This is a genomic window from Phormidium sp. CCY1219 (assembly GCF_035615515.1).
Taxonomy (GTDB): domain Bacteria; phylum Cyanobacteriota; class Cyanobacteriia; order Cyanobacteriales; family Laspinemataceae; genus CCY1219.
On the sequence record NZ_JAJENT010000230.1, the window covers coordinates 1 to 18,653 of the forward strand.

Here is an 18,653-nt window from a genome sequence, read left to right on the forward strand (position 1 = left end):
CTCGGCTGTGAAACGCGACTGCGGCGACGATACTTGGAGGGTGACTTCCTGGGAAAATAGCTCGGTGCCCGGTTAATATTAGACAGAACCCCAACATGAAAGCGTTGGGGTTTTGTTGTTTTAATAGGTTTTAATCGCCAAAACCCGCACCCTGAAGGGTGGGGCTATACGGACGAAGCCCGCCTGCGCGAGCTAATAGAAAAACCGCAAAAACTGATTTGGTATGAGGTTAAAAATTTCCCACTGTTGCACCAGGGTAATTAATAACGAGGGAATGTGGGAGTTTGTTGAATGAGCGAAAGTTTCCAAAATCTGACCCATAGCGAATTAAAAGCTTATATTACAGCTCATCGGAATGATGAGTCTGCTTGTCACGCAGCACTTAAAATTCTGATGAGCCGCAGGAGTGAAAATACTGCTAAATACGCCTACGATATTACCGATGAAGAGATGAAGGCTATTTTTCAGGAAAAACTTTAATCAAAATCATAATACGTTTGTTGCCGATCGCCGTTTTGGATAGACTGTCGGTGTATTGCCTTCCATTAGGGAAGATTCCCTCTCAGAAATTGCTTCCCCTGATTCTGTAGTGTTAGAGGCGAGGGGGGAGGAGTGTTGAAGGCTCCCCAACAGAAGAACGAGATTTATCCGAGCAACTCGATCGCTTAATGACGTTGCTGAAGGCAAAAGCTTATGCAGAATCAATAAAATGAGTTTTTCTTCCATACCGACGGCTTTGCGTCAGCTTACGAGCGATCGGGCTGAAGGGAAATGCGAATACTATCTCATTCACCAAGACTTTTCAATTTACCGCCAGGAAGTTGACCTTATTGCGGTCAAACATGGAGGGCAAACGATCGCCGAGAATCTAGCTTTATCTTGTTTACCCTGCAACCGACACAAAGGTTCTGACTTAGCAGCCTTTGTGCCGGTTAGGGGGGAAATTGTTCCGTTATTCAACCCACGCGCCCAAGTCTGGTCAGAGCATTTTCGATTAGAAAACGCTCAAATTGTCGGGATTACGCCTACAGATCGAGCAACGACATTTTTGTGGAGATTCAACGCTCTACAACCCTAGGATCCACAACAATGATTCCTTGACCGGGACCTTCGTATATTTCGACGTGAGCTACTTCTCCAGTACCTGAATAAAATCGTACTTGCGCTCTGGATTCAGAAGGCATGGATAGCCAATTACTATACCCATCCAATCTTTGAGAATTCAGAGTAGTCGTAAATCCATATCCCATCTGATTACAATTCGGCTTGCTCCCTGCTCAATCGAACAGCCAATTGATTCAGCCTGAGCTTGGTTCTGTCCATAAAAACTGCAATTAGACCTATAATTTTTTACTCCTTTCCCCCTTGGGCCTTCGGCGTGAACATTGCTAGAGGAAGCAATCGTAAATGCTATAAGCAAATTGGCCACCAAAGCGCCTCTATAAAACAAACCTGAGTTGAGCTTCATCTTATCATTAACCTCCTTCGGCTAAAACAGAATATTCAGTAAATTGCTAACTGCATCTTACCTATGCTGCTAAATTTTATTGAGATGTAACAGCTATAGCAATCCTAAATCAGTGGTGTCATGGATCCGGGTCTGAAAGGCTGGGAGTGCGAGCATCTTGCTCGCTAGTTTTGTTACAAATCATTTAGGACTGCTATATGTCACAAAACTTCAAATACTTTAAATTTTATCGGAACTTAGAATAGTTCCTTTCAATTATGGTCCCCAATCAAGTCTTACATCTGCATGATTTTGGATAGGTCTTAAAAGAATACAAAAATCGCCAACATAGTTTAGGTCTATGTTAATATTTTGGCCGTTTAATTGTGACCTATCAGCGACTTGAGCTACAGCTAAATTTGGAACTACATTCAAGGTAGTAGTCAGTAAAGCAATCGCGCAGAGTTTAGAACGATTGACTTTCATTAGGAGTATCCTCAAATCCCTCTAGCTTGTACCCACTATAACAACCCGGTTTTAGCTTGTCCAGTGATAAAAAGTGACGAAAAGTGATAAAAAGTAGCGTTTTTTTGCTTTTTGTGGTAAGATGATCGCAAATTCGAGGGGCGGATGGCGGAGTGACTCCTGCTGCGAACAGGTGGCGGTGGCTCCAGCTAAGTTGTCCTACCTGCTGCTAACCCCTGGTCACATTACCATAACAACGTTCAGGAGGACTTGAGAGATGAAGGTTGACGAAGCACTGGCGCTTGTGGAAACTGTCCTGGAGGACGATCGCCTCAATGACGTTCAAGAGTTGATCTTTCGTCAGTGTTGGGAAGGAAACCAGTCTTATCAGGAAATTGCTCAAGTCTCTGGATATAATTCGGAATATATCAAGGCAACAGGTGCTAAACTCTGGAAGTTACTGACAGAAGCATTCGGAGAAAAGGTTAAAAAAGGTAATCTCCAGTCTGTTCTGAAGCGATATTTACGTCGGAATCAAATAAATTTGTATCGCACTCAAGTCATTGGAGTGAATCTTAGCGGAGGCAGCTTAAGTGAAGCTAATCTCAGTGGTGCAAAACTATTTGCTAATTTAGGCCAAGCTGATTCCTGTCAAGGCGATTTCTACAAAGCGAAAAGGCCGGATGATAAGATTGGATTATTACAGTCAGATGATATAAATGCCGAACCGGAAGTCAACCCGATCGCCCATTCAAATTCTGAATCCAGTTTTCATTCCTGGAATGGTTGGCAGTTTCGATCGCAGGCAGAGGTGAAGATTGCAGAAGCACTCGATCGCGCGGGAGTTTTGTTTTTCCCCAACGCTACGGCGCGGTTGACGACTCCGGAGAATCGGAAAAATCAAACCCTTCATTTTCTGGTTTGTTCTGAAGGAAAGTTAGGGATTCTAGTCATGGAGGGGGTGGCGGAGGATGAGGCAGAAACCGATCGCCTTATGCAAACTCAGGGTATCCACATCATCCATCATTACCCGGTTACCCAATGTATGGAAAACAGTGATGGGGTGGTGTTGGAATTTTTACAAGCGTTGAGTCAAGCTTAGAAACTCCTATTTCACTGGCTTTTTTTCACCCTCCACCAGCAGGAATCACAGCACAGAGCGTTCTTTCCTCTTTGGACTTACCCATTATTTAATATCAAACCCTAAATGTAGGGTTGATTCTCAAAATCTGTGTAAGTCCTGTCTCTATTCAGTGGGTGATTCTTCACGGAATTGTTCTGGGGTTTCATCAAATTCATCGGGTTCATCGTTTTCTGAATTTTGTTCTTTTTGCAAAGGCAATTCTAGTTGTTGCGGTAGCTTGTCTAACTGAAAGTATTGATGAAATTTACTGGTTACTTGCAACCAGTACGATCGCCCATCTGATTGTCTTCTTTTGCGGACAAATCCCTGTTGCACGAGTTCTTGAACGTGCTGATAGGCACCCGAACCGCGCAACTCTACTAAGTCAGTTTGAGAAAGGGGACCTTTCAGGGCGATCGCGGCGAGCGTTCGTAAAGCACCCACACCTAATTCAGCAGGAATCAAACTATGCACCAACTCTTGAAAAACCTCTCGCAGTTGGAGACTATACCCATTATCCGTTTCCACCACTTCTAAAGCGCTGTCGCGATGAGCGTAATCATCGATCAGCTCGATGAGTGCTTCGGAGGCTGTTTCTTTGTCACACCCTGCATATTCGGCGATTTCGGCAAGCGAAAGCGGTTTGCCTTTTAAATACAGTATGGCTTCAATCTGACTGGCTAAATTAGGCATTTATGATTTTTCCTTCCATCAAATCGCTTACCCCTGAAGATTTTAAATCTCTGGGGAATAGAGTTAAAAACTTCCGGGGATTTAATCTAACTGTCGTCCGGTGAGTTCGACGAAAATATCTTCTAAATTAGAAGGACGAACCATCAAACCCGTTTTATCCGGTTGTTGTTCCAAATACGCATTAGCGGCTGTTATATTGGGGAAAAATTTGTACTCCCATCGATCGCCAATTTGCTTCATCACTAACCCCTCCCCATGTTTTTTCCGAAACTCCTCCAGAGTTCCCAATTCAATGAGTTTGCCGCTATCCATAATGCCAATCCGATCGCATAGATATTCCACCTCATCCATATAATGAGTCGTTAACAACATCGTCATTCCTTGGCGGTTTAAATCCCGAATAATTTCCCATAATCTCCGGCGAGTTTGCGGGTCTAATCCCACCGTCGGTTCATCCAAAAACAAAATTTGCGGTTGATGCAATAAAGCGCGGGCGATTTGCAATCGGCGCTTCATCCCGCCAGAGAGAGTTTTCACCAAACTTTCTTTGCGATCGCTTAATTCTACATACTCCAACCAGCGCTCGATTCGCCGTTGTCGTTCCGAGTTGGGAATGTGGTGCAGCCGCCCGTGAAATTCCATATTTTCCCACACTGTCAGGTCGTTATCCACACTGACTTGTTGCAAAACAACGCCAATGCACTGCTTCACCTGAATCGCTTGACGCCGGACATCATATCCACCAATTTCAATTTTCCCCCCCGTGGGTTTGGTGAGGGTAGTCAGCATCCGAATTGTGGTAGATTTACCCGCACCGTTTGGGCCGAGCAAGCCAAACATTTCTCCGGGCTGAATCGTAAAGGATAAACCTTTCACCACGGGGACTTTATTGTAACTTTTTTCAACGTTTTGCAGACAAACCGCTGTACTCATAAAAATTTCAGGGTCAGAAAAGGTTCTTTACTTACGGTAGCATTAAACGCGATCGCCCCCCACTGCCCATTCCCCAACCAGGCGATCGCCGCAGTCGGTTAAGCCCTCACAGCTCTTCATCTCCACTGTGCGGTGGGTCTTGCATTTCTTGCAAAGATTGCCAGCCGGCTTGCCACAGGGATTTGTCTTTCAGCTGTTTGGCATTCAACCAAAAACGCACCTGGCGATCGCAAGCTGCCACCACTTCTGCAAACACCCATTTGCCTTGGTTTTTGCGGTTGACCACTTGAAAGTGTCGCCACCCCCAGGTTTCTTGCAGAGCGGTCCATTTTGAACCCACTAAGTACGGAAATTTCTGCTTTTTTGCCATCACTGCCTCAAGTTGGAATAAGTGAATTCGCCTGTGTTTACCATGACATATTTTGCCCGATCGCGCGAGGACGATCGCATTCACCTAGAGTGTCGTCGTAACAGGGAGAACCCGGCGCTCGGGCTTCCAGAAGGCGATAAAGATTAATTCAATCCCGAGGGGGCGATAAAATTCCCTCGGATGACCTACGGACATAACGTTCTATCCTCCTGATTAATATAGGGATTGGTTTGCAAATAATCGCGAACCCAATTGCAGGCATAGTCTAACAAATCCACAGAAAGTACCCGGTCTAAATCCCACAACATAACCCGGTTATCCGCTCCTCCCGTAGCCAGAGTGTTGCCATCGGGAGAGAATGTGAGGCCCCAAACGCCAGTACCGTGAGCGTTGAGGGTAGCGATCGCGGTGCCGTCCAGCCTCCAGAGTTTCACCGTACCACCATCGCTAGCCGAGGCCAACATCTGACCGTCCGGGTGGAAAGCCACATGCCTCACTTTACTCTGATGTCCAGTGAGAGTAGCGATTAACGTACCATCGGTGCGCCAGAGTTTGACCGTGTTATCGTTAGCAGCAGAAGCCAGGATGTTGCCGTCGGGGGAAAACGCCACTTTCCAGACCGGGGCTGTGTGACCTTCGAGGGTGGCGATTTCCCGGCCATCAGAGTGCCATAGCTTCAGGGTATTGTCTTCGCTGGCAGTGGCCAGGATTTGACCGTTTGGGGAAACAGCGACCCCCACCACCCAACCGCGATGGCTGTCGAGGGTGGCGAGTAAGGTGCCGTCGAGTTGCCAGATTTTGGCGGTATTATCACGATGGGCGGTGAGGAGGCGTTGACCGTCGGGGGAAAAGGTAGCATCCCAGATAGGGGTGGATTGAATGGTTCTCACTAAGGTGCCATCCGGGTGCCAAAGCCTTGCGGTGCCGTCCAAACTGGCGGAGAGGAGGAAGCGACCGTCGGGACTGAAGGCCACCCCATGAACCGAAGTTTTATGCTTAGTGAGAGTGCGAATCAGCGTGCCATCCGGGTGCCAGAGTTTCACGGTGCGATCGTTACTGGCGGAGGCGATTAACTCACCGTCGGGACTAAAGGCGATCGCTAAAATTTGGTTGCTATGGCCATCGAGGGTCAACCAAAATGGGTTGCGAAACCGCCAGAGTTGGATGTGATTGTCCCACCCCCCAGAAGCCAGGAGTTTACCGTCGGGGGAAAAGGCAACACCAAAAACGTCGGCTTGATGTTTTTCCAAGCTGGCCAATTCCGTGCCATCGATTCGCCAGAGTTTAATCTGCTGGTCGGTGCTACCGGAGGCGAGAAATTGACCATCGGGAGAAAAGGCCACGGACCACACGCCACCATTGTGAGCCGCGAGAGTCTGTTGCACCTGGCCCTGCCGGTTCCAGAGTTTCACGGTTTCGTCCCAACTGGCGGAGGCCAAGGTGCGACCGTCGGGAGAAAAAGTGAGGTCGTAAATGGGGGAGTTATGGTCGGTCAGGGTGGCGATCGCAGTGCCGTCCGGTTTCCAGAGTTTTATAGTTCGGTCTAAACCACCGGAGGCGAGAATTTCACCGTCCGGGGAAAAGGCGACGGTCAACGCCGCCCCGGGATGGGCGTTGATGCTGTGGATGGGGGTACCGTCGAGTTGCCAGAGTTTCACCGTGCCGTCCCAACTGGCGGAGGCCAAGGTGCGACCGTCCGGGCTAAAACTCACATCCCAGATCCGATCGCCATGTCCGGTGAGGGTTTGCAACAAAGTGCCGTCGGGTTGCCAGAGTTTAATCGTACCATCGTTGCTGCCGGTGGCAATAGTGTTTCCGTCGGGGGAGAAGGCGATACCTACCACCCCGGCGGTATGACCGGTTAAGGTGGCGACTAAACTCCCGTCTTTGCGCCAGATCCGGGCGGTGCGATCGTTGCTGGCGGAGGCGATCGAGGTGCCGTCGGGACTAAAGGCAATCCGAAACACTTCGCCGCCATGTCCGGCGAGGATGTTGGCTTCGATGGTTGTATAAGAGGCTTGTTGCAAGAGGCGCTGGGTTAAGGCGGTGAGTTGGGGGTTGGCGGATCCGAATTGGCGGAGGCGCTGGTGGGCGGCGATCGCCTTGACTAGGGCATCTAACTGATGATTGGAGGCAAAGAGGGCATCGGAGGTGGTGGCGATCGCCTGGATTTCGCTTTCGAGGGCGTAGCGATACTGCCAAAAGGTGGTCAGGCTCAAACTAATGGCGATCGCTAAGGCAATGCTACCAATTCCTAACAACTTTCGTTGCAACCGTCCGATTTGCTCTTCCTGTCGCTGACGTTTCTCGCTTTCGGCAAGTTGCTGTTGCATCGATTCCATCTGAATTTTCAGCGCCCGCGCTTTTTCGGCATCTAAAAGTTCTTGCAGTCGGGCGCGATCGCTTTCTTCACTCGCCGCTAAATACTGATAGTCTAAGTCGCTTAAACTCTTGCCCCTTGCCCAACTTTTGGCCTCTTGCAATGCCTGTCCCCGCAACAGGCGCGAGGAATCGCTTTTTTCCGAGGCAATCCACTCGTCAAACAGTTGCGCGTAGGGACGCAATTGCGCCAATTGTTCCCGCACCCAAATGAGGTTAAAAACCTGCTGATAAATCCGGTTCCTAACTTGTAATTTTCCTCCCTTTTGCACCAGCAAACCACTGAGCAATAATTCCATGTGGTCTTTGCTGCCGTTGGCGGCGACGGGAAGTTCTTGTAAAATTTTTTGATAAACTCCCAATAACCGCCCGGTGTTTGACTTGCTGGTGAGGCGATCGCGAATCGTCCGCAGGTGTTCCGGTTCGTCTTGAAATTCCCAGTTGTCTATTATTCGCGATCGCACCACGAAATCCACCCAACTTTCTTCTCGCTTTTTACCTTCCGAAAAGGGGATAATTCCCTCTGCACTCTGCCAGAGTAAATCGCATATTTTTTGGGTTAAAAACGGTTGTCCGTCGCTCCAATAAAGGATGCGATCGAGGAAAGCCTTACCCTCTCCAAGGGGGTTTAATCCTCGGGCGATGGGATGGACTTCTGCAGCACTAAACCCTTGCAAGGCGATGGCTTTGCCGATGTTAAATGGGGTGCGACTGCGGTCTTGAATTAAATCTGAAGGAGTTGCCACCCCAAACAGGGCAAAACTCAATCGTTGGTATTCCGGGTCACTGGCTCTTTGATTGTAACAGTAGCGAATCCAGGCGAAAAAATCATCCACAGCAAAGGGTAAACTGAGGAGGCTATCAATTTCATCTATAAAAATAATCAAGTTTTCACTGGTAAAATTCGGCCAGATAATTTCCTCCACAAAGTAGGTAAGCCTTTGACTGAAAGACAAATCTTCTCTCTGCTTCCACCAGGTTTTAAAATTGACTTTGCCCAGCAAATTGAAACCGCGCCATAAATCTACCATCAGCCCTTTATACCATTGCAAGGGCGTAATGTTTTCGCTGCCAATTTGGGTCATATCCACCGTGGCACAGGAATAGCCCTCTGCTTGCAAACGCGCTCTCGTTTTTACCATCAGGGATGATTTTCCCATCTGTCTGCAATTGAGCAGATAACAAAATTCTCCCTGTTGTAAGGCATCCTGGAGTTCTATATCTGCACGGCGCTTGACGTAGGTGGGAGATAGGGGCGGAAGACTACCGCCCACTTGGTAAATAGAGTGGTTCATTTATTAAGTGTCTTGCATTACAGCAGGGCGATCGCTGAAGGCGATCGGGGCAATTTTTCCCATTGGCGATAAGTTAAACGCCCTGGAATTATAGCAATTGCCATCGAGAATTACTCTACTTTTTCGGCAAGGGTTTTGGGAGAAATATCCACATTGTACGCCACTCCATCTAAATTGCCAATCCAGTAAGGAGTTGGTTCATCTTCCCATCGGACTACATTTGGGGAAAGTAGCTTCGTCGAATCAAATTGCTGCCAGTTCGATCCGGTGGCTTTCCAGGAGGTTTTGCTTTCTTCTTGTCCCCGATATCGCATGGCGAACAGTTCGCTAATCAGATGGGTTTGCGGGTCGAATTTCACCCAGAGGGTTTCGGTGCGATCGCGCCAGGGAATTCCCACTCCCACGGTGTTCTCATCTACCACTTTCCACTGAATGTTGGAATCGTTAACCAACATGGCGGGCAACCAAACCAAGGTTTCTGCCCATAAATTTAATGTCGCTCCTTGGTCGATTTTTTCTCCGGTTTCTGTGAAACTCACTAATCCTTTTCCTGCCATTTTACCAGAATTATCGAGATAGGAATCGGCAGCTTTAAAAATCGGAATACCAAACCAGGTTAATTCCATATAGCGACAAAATTCATTCTGACGATAGTAGGTTTTAAATCGCAGAAATGTCTGCAATCCAGACAGTTTGAATTTTGCCCGTCCCCAAATCGCGGCGGATTCGATTTTCGGAATCCGTTCCCCGTAAATAGCGTGACAGTAATGCTGCATCTGTGGCGGCATATTTTCTGGCAGTTCGACTGTGCCAAAGTCTTGGGTCGGTTCTTCGGGATGAGGGGGAAAACTGGCGGGTTTGATTTTCAATCCCAGCCAACCCATGCCGATAAATCCGGCGATCGCACCCAAGAGAATTTCGCTAATTTGAAGAATTGAGTTCATAGTTTTGTTGGGTTTAAATTGTTTTTTTTGGGTAATTTGGTGTTAAACTGATTGAGGCAAGGTTGTGATTTGAGGAGGAATGGTGGGCAGTGCCCACCCTACGTGAACAAATAATTGTTTTACGTTTTGCGCGATAAGAAACGTGCTGCAAATACACCACCGATTAAGCCAAACAAATGCCCTTCCCAGGAAACGCCTTGTTGCAAGGGCAAGACTCCCCAAATAATTCCGCCGTAGAGAAAACCCACGAGAACGGATAATAAAATTGAAACCAGATTGCGCTCAAAGAAACCGCGCAGGAGCAAATACCCCAGATAGCCAAAGATGACGCCACTTGCGCCTATATGGAAACCGGGAGAACCAAACAGCCACACGCCCATTCCACTGACGAGCATGGTGACCGCCGTTACGATAAAAAAGTCGCTGGTTTCGCGCAACATGACCAACCAACCTAGGGTGATAAAGGGAACGGTATTGGCAATTAAATGGGGCCAACCGCCATGCAAAAAGGGCATGAATAAAATGCCGCGCAATCCAATGATATTACGGGGGAGGACGCCGTAAGCGTCTAACCTTCCTCGGAAGAGGAATAAATCGATGAACTCCAGGATCCACATGAGGGCCACTAAGCCACCCAAAATCATCACCTGGCTTTTGAGTTCGTGGGCGATCCCCTTTGACTTGTTGCTAGTCATTTTCTGGCCTCGAAAGTCACAAATTGTTGTATGATTCTAGGGTAACAACTTTATTTGAAATTCGCGCCAATGGGATGGGGGGGGAGGCGATCGCCGACAATTGCCGATCGCTGTTTTCCCGTTTATACACTACGGCGGTAATTGTAGAGAGACGCGATTCATCGCGTCTCTACATAATGATGCCGATGTTACCTGCGGAAGGCGCGGATGAGATTAAAGGTTCTCGATGTCCAGGGGTTCTAACGCCTCTGCGGGTTCAAATCCAAAGACCCGGGAGTAGAAGTAAAATTCTCCATCCAGGGCGCGTTTGATGTTTTCAGCGCGTCGAAACCCGTGCTGTTCCCCTGCGAAGGGCACATAGGCGACGGGCAAGCCTTTTGTGCGAAGGGAATTGACCATCAGTTCCGCTTGGTTGGGAGGAACCACTTGGTCTTCTAACCCTTGGAAAAAGATAACCGGACAGGAGATACGATCGCAAAAATGAATGGGCGATCGCTGCACGTACAGTTCTTTTTGTTCCGGATACGGGCCGATCAACCGATCCAAGTAGCGCGATTCAAACTTGTGCGTTTCTTTGGCCAACGCTTCCAAATCGCTGACGCCGTAATAGCTGGCACCGGCTTTAAACACCGCCCGGAAGGTGAGCGCCGCCAAAGTGGTATAACCGCCCGCACTTCCGCCGGCGATCGCCAGTCGGTTTCCATCCACCATCCCGCGTTCCGCCAGATATTTCGCACCATTGGCGCAGTCATCCACATCCACAATTCCCCAGCGATCGTTGAGACGCTGGCGATACTCGCGTCCGTATCCGGTACTCCCGCCATAGTTGACGTCGAGGACCGCAAAACCGCGACTGGTCCAATATTGGATTCCCAAATTCAAACTCCGACTCGCCGCCGCAGTGGGTCCGCCGTGACTTTTCACCAGCAGGGGCGGCAATTCGTTCTCGGGGGCGATACAGTCGCGATTGGTAGGGGGATAAAAGATACCATAGGCGGTCAATCCGTTTTCCGTGGGAAACTCCACCGATTGCGGGACGGAAAGATAACCCGGATCTAGGTCTAAATCGATCGATTGGCGCAGAACTTGCCCTTGACTCGTAGTGAGATTAAAGGCGATCGCCGCAGTGGGTGCGGTGGCACTTCCGCCGATAAAGGCAAGGCGATCGCCGGCCACCTGCACGGAAGAAATAGAGGTATAAGGCACTTCGATCGCCTGGAGGCTGCCAGTGGTAGTGTCCAGGGTAGCTAAATGCCAATTGCCTCGCTCGGTATAGGCGCAGACAATGCGATCGCTGGCGGCAAACCCATAGGTAGACATGCCAAACACCCAGTGAGGCACGCCGAATTCTGCCGCCATTTCGCACAAGGGTTCGACGCGATCGCCGGTCCACCGATAGAGATTCCACCACCCAGAGCGATCGGAGACAAAATACAAAGTGCCATCCGGGGACCATTGCGGTTGAAAAATCGACTCGTCCACACCTCCCGCAACTTTTTCGCTGGTTCCGAGAGACCCGTCAGCATTCACCTGCGCCACCCACAGTTCCGTGCCATCCCAGGGCATATTCGGGTGATTCCAGCTCAACCAGCACAGGGTTCCCCCATCGGGACTGAGGCGCGGGGTAGAATAAAAATCCTCTCCCGCCACTAACACGCGCACATCCGCCCCATTTTCGGCGCTAACGCTCACTAAGGTATTGAGGGGTTCGGCGGCGCTGCTGTGGTCTTCGCGCACGCAAATCAGCCGATTTCGCTGGGCATCGATCGCATAATCGGCATAGCGCATTTTCCCTTCCGGGGTCAGGGGTTGCGGTTCGCCCCCCGGGGGTTGACGGTAGATGCGCTGGTCGGTAAAATTAGAAAAATACACGGTGCCCTCACTCACAGCGAATGCACCGCCGCCATATTCGTGAACCCGGGTGCGAACGTTGAATCCCTCTGGGGTAACATCGCGGCGATCGCCGTCGGATGTATGCTTGACGATCGCATAGCGTCCCCCTTCTGAGGGTCGCATCTCCACCCAGTAAATGTCATTCCCATCTAGGGCAATTTGCCCTACCCCCACGGTACCGGCAACTATCAGATCCGAGGTGATAGGGGATTTCCACGATCCATAAGGTATAACTTGCGGTTCGGACATGTTCGGTCTCCACACAACAGCGTCAGCAAGAGTGGGAACTGCACTCCCCCGGCTAAATCCCAGGGGGTTTCATTCCCGAATTCCTCGCCTTAGATAATCTATCATTGAGCCGACCGGATTGGATAGTCCCCCCGATGGTTTCAGCGACGCCCCCGGCGAAACCGCCACCCCCAACGCCGCTTTTTTTGGCCATCACGGTTCCCCTGCAATTTCTCATTTCTGGCGCTATTCGGGTTTCGGTTTATAATAAAAGTTACGCCAATCCCTCATCTCGTTTTTCCACAGGTGAAAAACGTTTGAAAATGGGCTAACCGAGAATTAAATTCTCTGGGGTTTTATAATTCGGTGCAGTTGTCGTGCAAATCAAGAAAGGGTGGGGAACCGCAAAACATGTTTTTTCCGATCGCAATTCTCAAAATTTTTATTCCGTTGGGCTTAATCTTATGTGGCTTAATTGGCGGGTTAATCTTTGAAAAGCGACTCTTCACCAAACTGAAAGCTATCCCGCAAATCCACAAGCTGCGCCGCTATAAAAATTTAGTCGAATCCCTCAAAGGGATGCCATTTGTCATTTTTTTTACCGCCGGAATTTATGGGGCGATCGTCACCAGTGGGTTAACCCCTACCATAGAAACGGTTCTCTCGAAAATTATTTTAGCCTTTCTTTTAGGGGCAATTACCCTGGTTTTCTCTCGCCTTTCTTTGGGATTCATTCGGGTTTACAGTCAAACGTCCGAACGAGTTTTGCCCTTAACTTCGTTATTGGAAAATCTCACCCGCCTGTTTATTTTCACCCTCGGTACTTTGATTATCCTCCAATCAATTGGGATTTCGATTACCCCGCTGCTGACGGCGTTAGGGGTAGGGGGAATTTCGATTGGTTTGGCCTTGCAAACAACCTTGGCAAATCTGTTTTCCGGACTAAATATTATTATGTCGCGAAAAGTCAATCCGGGAGATTATGTCAAACTAGAAACCGGTGAGGAAGGATATGTGACGGATGTGACTTGGCGACATACCACGATTCGGGAAATTCCCAATAATTTGGTGGTGGTGCCGAATTCGCAATTGGTGTCGGCGACGTTTAAAAACTACGCCTTACCGCAAAAAGAAATGATGGTGCTGATTGAGGTGGGAATCAGTTACAAGAGCGATTTAGAAAAAGTGGAACAAGTGACCCTAGAAGTGGCGAAAGCGGTGATGCGAGAAGTGCCCGGAGGGGTGCCGGAATTTGAGCCGTTTGTTCGATATCATAGTTTTGGGTATTTTAGCATTAATTTTACGGTGTATTTGGCGGGTCAAGAATATTTCGATCGCCTGATTACTACCCATGAATTTATCAAGCGATTGCATAAGCGCTACCAAGCGGAAGGCATTAAAATTCCGTTTCCCATTCGCCCGGTTTACCCCCAAGATGGGGAAAAAATTGACAGCCAATAATTCAAAAACCCCCTGGAACGGGGTAGGGTAAACGAACCTAACCCGCCCGAGAGGATGTTTGATTGGTAATCTTCTTTCCCAGGAGATAATCTCTAAAAACGCAAAAAAAATCCCTGATGAGAAGGGGCGATCGCCGGGGTATGCGTACTCAACCACGCATCATAATAGGCGGAGACATCTTCGGGGGGGGTGTCGATGTCCGGTTGAGATTTCGCCCCTCTTCTCAGGGACATTCTTAATGTATCGTCGATCGCCGCGAACTCGCTTCACCCATTTGGCTCACCCGATTGGGTGATATTCTCTCTAGAGAAAGTTGGGATCTGGAGATATCCTCATCAGACAGAACCGATCCTGGGTTAGGATCCTGGATGAAACACCATTTTCGGACGCAGGACCGATGGGGTTTCGCCGGGATTGATTTGGCCAATTCCCAAGAAGCGCCCATCTTCGCGGTAAACCTGCAAAGGCGGAGTCAGGATGCTGCGATCGCCGAGGCGTAATTGCTGACCCTGACACCAGCGACGCGCTTCTTCGCGATTCAGGGTGACGGCGTTTAAATGTGCTAGGGCGGTGGCGGGGGGAATGAGTTGAAACTCCCCTTGTTGCAGTTGCGTTTCCACATCGGCGAAGGTTAAGCTATCCTCCAGGTGGAACCCGCTACTGGCGGTACGGGTGAGACGGGCGAGGGTTGCGCCGGTTTGTACCCGCGCCCCGATATCCCGGGCGATCGCTCGGATGTAGGTGCCAGGCCCGCAAGCGATCGCCAGGTCGATTTCGGGAAAATCTCCGGCGCGCCACCCCAGCACTTCGATGTCACGCACCTCCACCTGGCGCGCGGGCACCTCTACCGCTTCACCGGCGCGCGCTAACTCATACAGGCGAGTTCCGTTCACTTGAATGGCACTATATGCTGGGGGCACTTGCTGAATTTTGCCGAGAAACTGGGGTAATGTTTCTTCCACTTGCTCCCGCTTCAGGGAGAATGCCGGTGCTGAAGTGACGATTTCTCCCTCTAAATCATCGGTGGTGGTCGTCACGCCGAAGCGCACTGTGGCGCAATAAGCTTTATCCGATCGCATGTATTGCAACAGGCGGGTTGCTTTGCCGATCGCGATCGGTAACACCCCGGTGGCGGCGGGGTCTAAGGTGCCCCCATGTCCCACGCGCTTGATTCGCAACAGGCGTCTGATCCGCCCTACGCAGTCGTGAGAGGTCATGCCCTTCGGTTTGTTCAGATTTAGGAATCCTTCCACAACAGTCTCATCCCGCTTCTAGATCGCTCGCACTGGGGTGCCCAAATCCGCCGATTCCGGGGGGTTTTACCCCCATGTCGGACAAGGGCAACGGAGAATCCCAGTGCCATCGGTGATATTGTAGCGCGAGATGGGGACAAAATAAAGCAGCGATCGCCTAGAAATTCGATCGCTGCGGTTCAGTTGGTTGGCGCAATCTGGAAAACGCCTAGGAATGCGCTTCCGAGAGCGGTTTGTTCGGCGTGAGAAGCAAATACAAACAAGGGGTAACTAACAGGGCGATCGCGGTAGAGGCGATTAGCCCAAAGGCGATCGCCGCACATAAGGGAAACCACACGGGGTCGCTCAACGCCATCGGGATTACCCCTGCAATCGTGGTCAAACTGGTAGTGAGAACCGGACGCAAGCGATCGCTCGCTCCCTTCGCCGCCGCTTCTCGCACGTTCATCCCGCGATCGCGGTGGTTGTTCATCGTCTCCACAATCACGATCGAATCATTCACCACAATCCCGGTCAGGGAAATAATCCCAATCACCGCCGGAAACGAAATCGGAATCCAGGCCAGGAAAAATCCGCCAAACGTGCCAATCAGCGCAAACGGAATCGCCAGAATAATAATAAACGGCTGAGTGAACGATCCAAACTGAATCACCAACACCGCAAACACCAGAAACAAGGACACCCCGGCCATTTGTTTCGCCGATCCGAAGGTTTCGCTTTGGGTTTCCGCTTCGCCGCCGAAGTGATAATTATACCCCACCGGCCAACTGCGTTTCATTTCTTCCAGCTTTGGCTCTAAATCCGCTAAAATCTCACCCACGGTGCGCCCGGAGGTTTTCCCTAACACGGTGACGGTACGTTGGGTATCCTTGTGCGTAATCGACAGGGGCGCTTCTCCCATTTCCCGTTCCAGAACCTGACCCGCCGCTAGGGTTTCGCCACCGGCAAAGATGCGAATCTGCTGCAGTTCGTCCCGGCGGGTGGGACCGCCGATGTCACCACCTCGGGAAGGCCATGCGGTACTTAAGTGAATTTCCAAATCTTCCTCACCTCCGCCCAGGGGAAAATTACCGATATCCGTATCGGTCATGGCATATCGTCCCTGCATGGCTAGGTCGTCGGGATTCACGCCGTAGAAATCCATCGCTTCGCGACGGGGACGGAACTTGATATCCGGTCGCAATGCCCCCAGGTCATCTCGCACGTCGGAGGTGCCCGGGATTTCTCTCAAAGCGAGTTGCACTTCGGTGGAAATGCGGCGCAATTGGTCCATATCTCGACCGCTAATTTCCACCGCGATCGGGTCGCCGCCTTCCCCGGTACTTTCCGCATTCACCACCAAAGACGCACCGGGATACTGCTGCAGGGCTTTATCTAATTCTACCCGCAATTCGTCTTCATATTCAAAGGAATATTTCTCCCGTTCTGATTTGGGCGAAAATATAGCAGAAAACCCGACCAAGTAGTTCCCCTGGTTCGGTTTCATGCCGCTTTCTTCCACCAAATTGCTCCGCTGTCCGACAAATTTAATAACGCTTTCTAAATACTCTTTTTCTCGCAGTATTTCTCCAATATCATCGGCAACGGTTTGGGAGGTTTCTAACGTGGTGGTAGGGGGTAATTCGATATTGATGCTCAGTTTATCGCGGTCGGAATCGGGGAATAAAGTGCCGGGAACGCTTCCGACTAAAATTAAGGCGCAAACAAACAGACTCACTGCTCCAAATACCCACAGGCGGGCAGTGGTTTTGTTGCGAACGGTGGTTTTTAAGGTCCAGCGATGATAGCGGTGGGAAACCGTTTCGGTGAGTTGGTCGATAAAGGTTTTTTTGCCTTTGCCAGTTTGATTGGCGAGTAAGTAGCGCGAGAGGGGAATATCAATCAAAAGGGCGATCGCATAACTTAAAATCAAGCAAGTAATCGCGCTAATCGGAATTAACCGGATAAATTGCCCCATCGTCCCGCTAATCGCCATTAACGGAGCCATTGCTAAAATGGTGGTTAACTGCCCGGATAAGGCTGGAATGGCATAGGTTTTGACGGTTTTTAGGGCTGCTTGATTGAAGCTCAATTCTTCGATAAAAATGCCTTCGTGCATGCCTTCCATCATCAGGATGAAGACATCGACAAGCAAACCGAGGGCTAAAATCATGCCGATAGTAACCATCGTGTTGAGGGTTGTACCGGCTATCCATAAAATGGCCACCGCGCCCATAAAAGTTAGGGGAATCGATAAGCCGGCAATCAGTGCCTCGCGCCAACTTAAGGCGAAGAATAAAATGATAAAAACACAGAGAATTCCTTGCCAACAATTCTGAATTAAGTCGCTGAGGTCATCGCGAATTTTTTCGGCATCGGTACTAATTACTCGATATTCCATGCCGTGTGGCCAGATATTCGGGTTTTCTTTGGCGGTGGCGATCGCCTCTAAAGAATCTTCCACCACTTTAATCGTATCCGACCCGGGCACTTTGACCACATCCACGTTAATGGCGCGTTTGAATTCGCTGCCATTCCAACTCAAAAAGGCGCGATTTTCTTCTCGTTCTAAATCCCGCCGCACTTCGGCCACTTCTTTCAGGCGCACCACGCGCCCCTCGTTCCCGCCGAGACGCGCTACGGGCAAGTTTTGCAAATCCTCTACGGTGCGATAGCGCCCGTATAATCGCACTTGAGCGCCGATTTGGTCGCTTTCCACTTGCTCCCAGGGCATATCGATGTTACCCTGTTGGATGGCTTGGGCGACTTGCGTGGAAGAAATCCCCAAGTTAATCAAGCGCGAGGGCAGCAGTTGCACGTGAATTACTTCGTCCCGCTGACCGCCCAAGTCTACTTTTCGCACGTTGGGCACTTTTTCTAAGATATCTTGCAGGTCGTCGGCGGCGCGACTCAACACGGCCATATCCAAGTCCCCGAATAAGCTCACGGTGAGTACCGGGGCGTCTTGCACGGAGATTTGCTCGACTTTCGGCTGTTCCGCTTCCTCGGGTAATTCGGGTTTGGCTTCGTCTACTTCGGCCCGGACAAGGGCAATGGACTCGCTGACCGGCGCTTCGGCCCGGAATTCGACAACGATGCGCGATCGCCCGTTATACGACGCACTGCTAATCTCTTTTAACCCCTTGAGAGATTTGAGTTCGGTTTCGATTTTGTCGGTAATCTGGTTTTCGATGGTCTCCGGGTCAGCACCGGGCCAGACTGTTTCTATACTGGCGATCGCCACTTTAATCTCGGGTTCGCCTTCTTTCACCATCGAGGCGGTCCCAATCAACCCGCCGATCGCAAATAAAATGCATAACAAAATCCCAAATACGGTTTTCAGGAAAAAGAATTTTGTCACGGGGGAAGCTTGGCGCACGTCCGGAATGTGAGACGGCGGATGATGGTTTTCGGGTGGAACTCGCAGTTCGCTCATGGTCAGTTTACCGATAAGGGTTTAACGATGTTGCCATTGGGTGAAAATTGCCACAGTTT

At 50.0% G+C, this 18,653-nt stretch carries 15 protein-coding genes; 4 read left to right on the forward strand and 11 right to left on the reverse strand.

Annotation, left to right across the window (positions count from 1 at the left end; all coding sequences use genetic code 11):
- Nucleotides 1-291 precede the first annotated feature (291 nt).
- Nucleotides 292-480: a DUF6887 family protein gene (locus tag LKK83_RS02225; RefSeq protein ID WP_324629156.1), complete on the forward strand. Its 189-nt coding sequence runs from the start codon at nucleotides 292-294 to the stop codon at nucleotides 478-480.
- Between the two features lie 229 nt (nucleotides 481-709).
- Nucleotides 710-1,078, forward strand: a complete 369-nt coding sequence (locus LKK83_RS02230; RefSeq protein WP_324629157.1) for an HNH endonuclease — start codon at nucleotides 710-712, stop codon at nucleotides 1,076-1,078.
- 645 nt (nucleotides 1,079-1,723) lie between these two features.
- Here LKK83_RS02230 and LKK83_RS02235 read toward each other — a convergent pair.
- Entirely contained in the window at nucleotides 1,724-1,933 is a 210-nt protein-coding gene (locus LKK83_RS02235; RefSeq protein ID WP_324629158.1) for a hypothetical protein, read from the reverse strand.
- A 256-nt stretch (nucleotides 1,934-2,189) separates the two neighbouring features.
- Here LKK83_RS02235 and LKK83_RS02240 point away from each other — a divergent pair, with 256 nt between their 5' ends.
- A complete protein-coding gene (locus tag LKK83_RS02240; protein ID WP_324629159.1) occupies nucleotides 2,190-3,014 on the forward strand; it encodes a pentapeptide repeat-containing protein in 825 nt (274 codons plus the stop codon).
- A 144-nt stretch (nucleotides 3,015-3,158) separates the two neighbouring features.
- On the opposite strand, the gene scpB is transcribed toward LKK83_RS02240, so the two are convergent.
- The 7 genes from scpB to LKK83_RS02275 form a co-directional block, all read right to left on the reverse strand.
- Nucleotides 3,159-3,728 carry an SMC-Scp complex subunit ScpB gene (gene scpB, locus LKK83_RS02245; protein ID WP_324629160.1) on the reverse strand — a complete coding sequence of 190 codons (570 nt, stop codon included), beginning with the start codon at nucleotides 3,726-3,728 and terminating at the stop codon, nucleotides 3,159-3,161.
- 81 nt (nucleotides 3,729-3,809) lie between these two features.
- A complete protein-coding gene (locus LKK83_RS02250; protein WP_324629161.1) occupies nucleotides 3,810-4,661 on the reverse strand; it encodes an ABC transporter ATP-binding protein in 852 nt (283 codons plus the stop codon).
- Nucleotides 4,662-4,767: 106 nt separating this feature from the next.
- Complete coding sequence (locus tag LKK83_RS02255; protein WP_324629162.1) at nucleotides 4,768-5,031, reverse strand: TIGR02450 family Trp-rich protein; 264 nt, start codon at nucleotides 5,029-5,031, stop codon at nucleotides 4,768-4,770.
- Nucleotides 5,032-5,216: 185 nt separating this feature from the next.
- Nucleotides 5,217-8,705: an AAA-like domain-containing protein gene (locus LKK83_RS02260; protein ID WP_324629164.1), complete on the reverse strand. Its 3,489-nt coding sequence runs from the start codon at nucleotides 8,703-8,705 to the stop codon at nucleotides 5,217-5,219.
- 110 nt (nucleotides 8,706-8,815) lie between these two features.
- Complete coding sequence (locus LKK83_RS02265; RefSeq protein ID WP_324629165.1) at nucleotides 8,816-9,649, reverse strand: DUF6544 family protein; 834 nt, start codon at nucleotides 9,647-9,649, stop codon at nucleotides 8,816-8,818.
- A 119-nt stretch (nucleotides 9,650-9,768) separates the two neighbouring features.
- Nucleotides 9,769-10,344 carry a rhomboid family intramembrane serine protease gene (locus LKK83_RS02270; protein ID WP_324629166.1) on the reverse strand — a complete coding sequence of 192 codons (576 nt, stop codon included), beginning with the start codon at nucleotides 10,342-10,344 and terminating at the stop codon, nucleotides 9,769-9,771.
- 213 nt (nucleotides 10,345-10,557) lie between these two features.
- Nucleotides 10,558-12,486 (reverse strand): S9 family peptidase, encoded by a 1,929-nt coding sequence (locus LKK83_RS02275; protein WP_324629167.1) that lies wholly within the window; start codon nucleotides 12,484-12,486, stop codon nucleotides 10,558-10,560.
- 390 nt (nucleotides 12,487-12,876) lie between these two features.
- Here LKK83_RS02275 and LKK83_RS02280 point away from each other — a divergent pair, with 390 nt between their 5' ends.
- Nucleotides 12,877-13,926: a mechanosensitive ion channel family protein gene (locus tag LKK83_RS02280; RefSeq protein WP_324629168.1), complete on the forward strand. Its 1,050-nt coding sequence runs from the start codon at nucleotides 12,877-12,879 to the stop codon at nucleotides 13,924-13,926.
- 92 nt (nucleotides 13,927-14,018) lie between these two features.
- Here LKK83_RS02280 and LKK83_RS02285 read toward each other — a convergent pair whose 3' ends face one another.
- The 3 genes from LKK83_RS02285 to LKK83_RS02295 form a co-directional block, all read right to left on the reverse strand.
- The gene (locus LKK83_RS02285; RefSeq protein WP_324629169.1) at nucleotides 14,019-14,159 is read right to left on the reverse strand and encodes a hypothetical protein; all 141 of its coding nucleotides are present in this window, start codon (nucleotides 14,157-14,159) and stop codon (nucleotides 14,019-14,021) included.
- 123 nt (nucleotides 14,160-14,282) lie between these two features.
- Nucleotides 14,283-15,179, reverse strand: a complete 897-nt coding sequence (truB, locus tag LKK83_RS02290; RefSeq protein WP_324629170.1) for a tRNA pseudouridine(55) synthase TruB — start codon at nucleotides 15,177-15,179, stop codon at nucleotides 14,283-14,285.
- Between the two features lie 208 nt (nucleotides 15,180-15,387).
- Entirely contained in the window at nucleotides 15,388-18,594 is a 3,207-nt protein-coding gene (locus tag LKK83_RS02295) for an efflux RND transporter permease subunit (protein WP_324629171.1), read from the reverse strand.
- Between the last annotated feature and the right edge of the window lie 59 nt (nucleotides 18,595-18,653).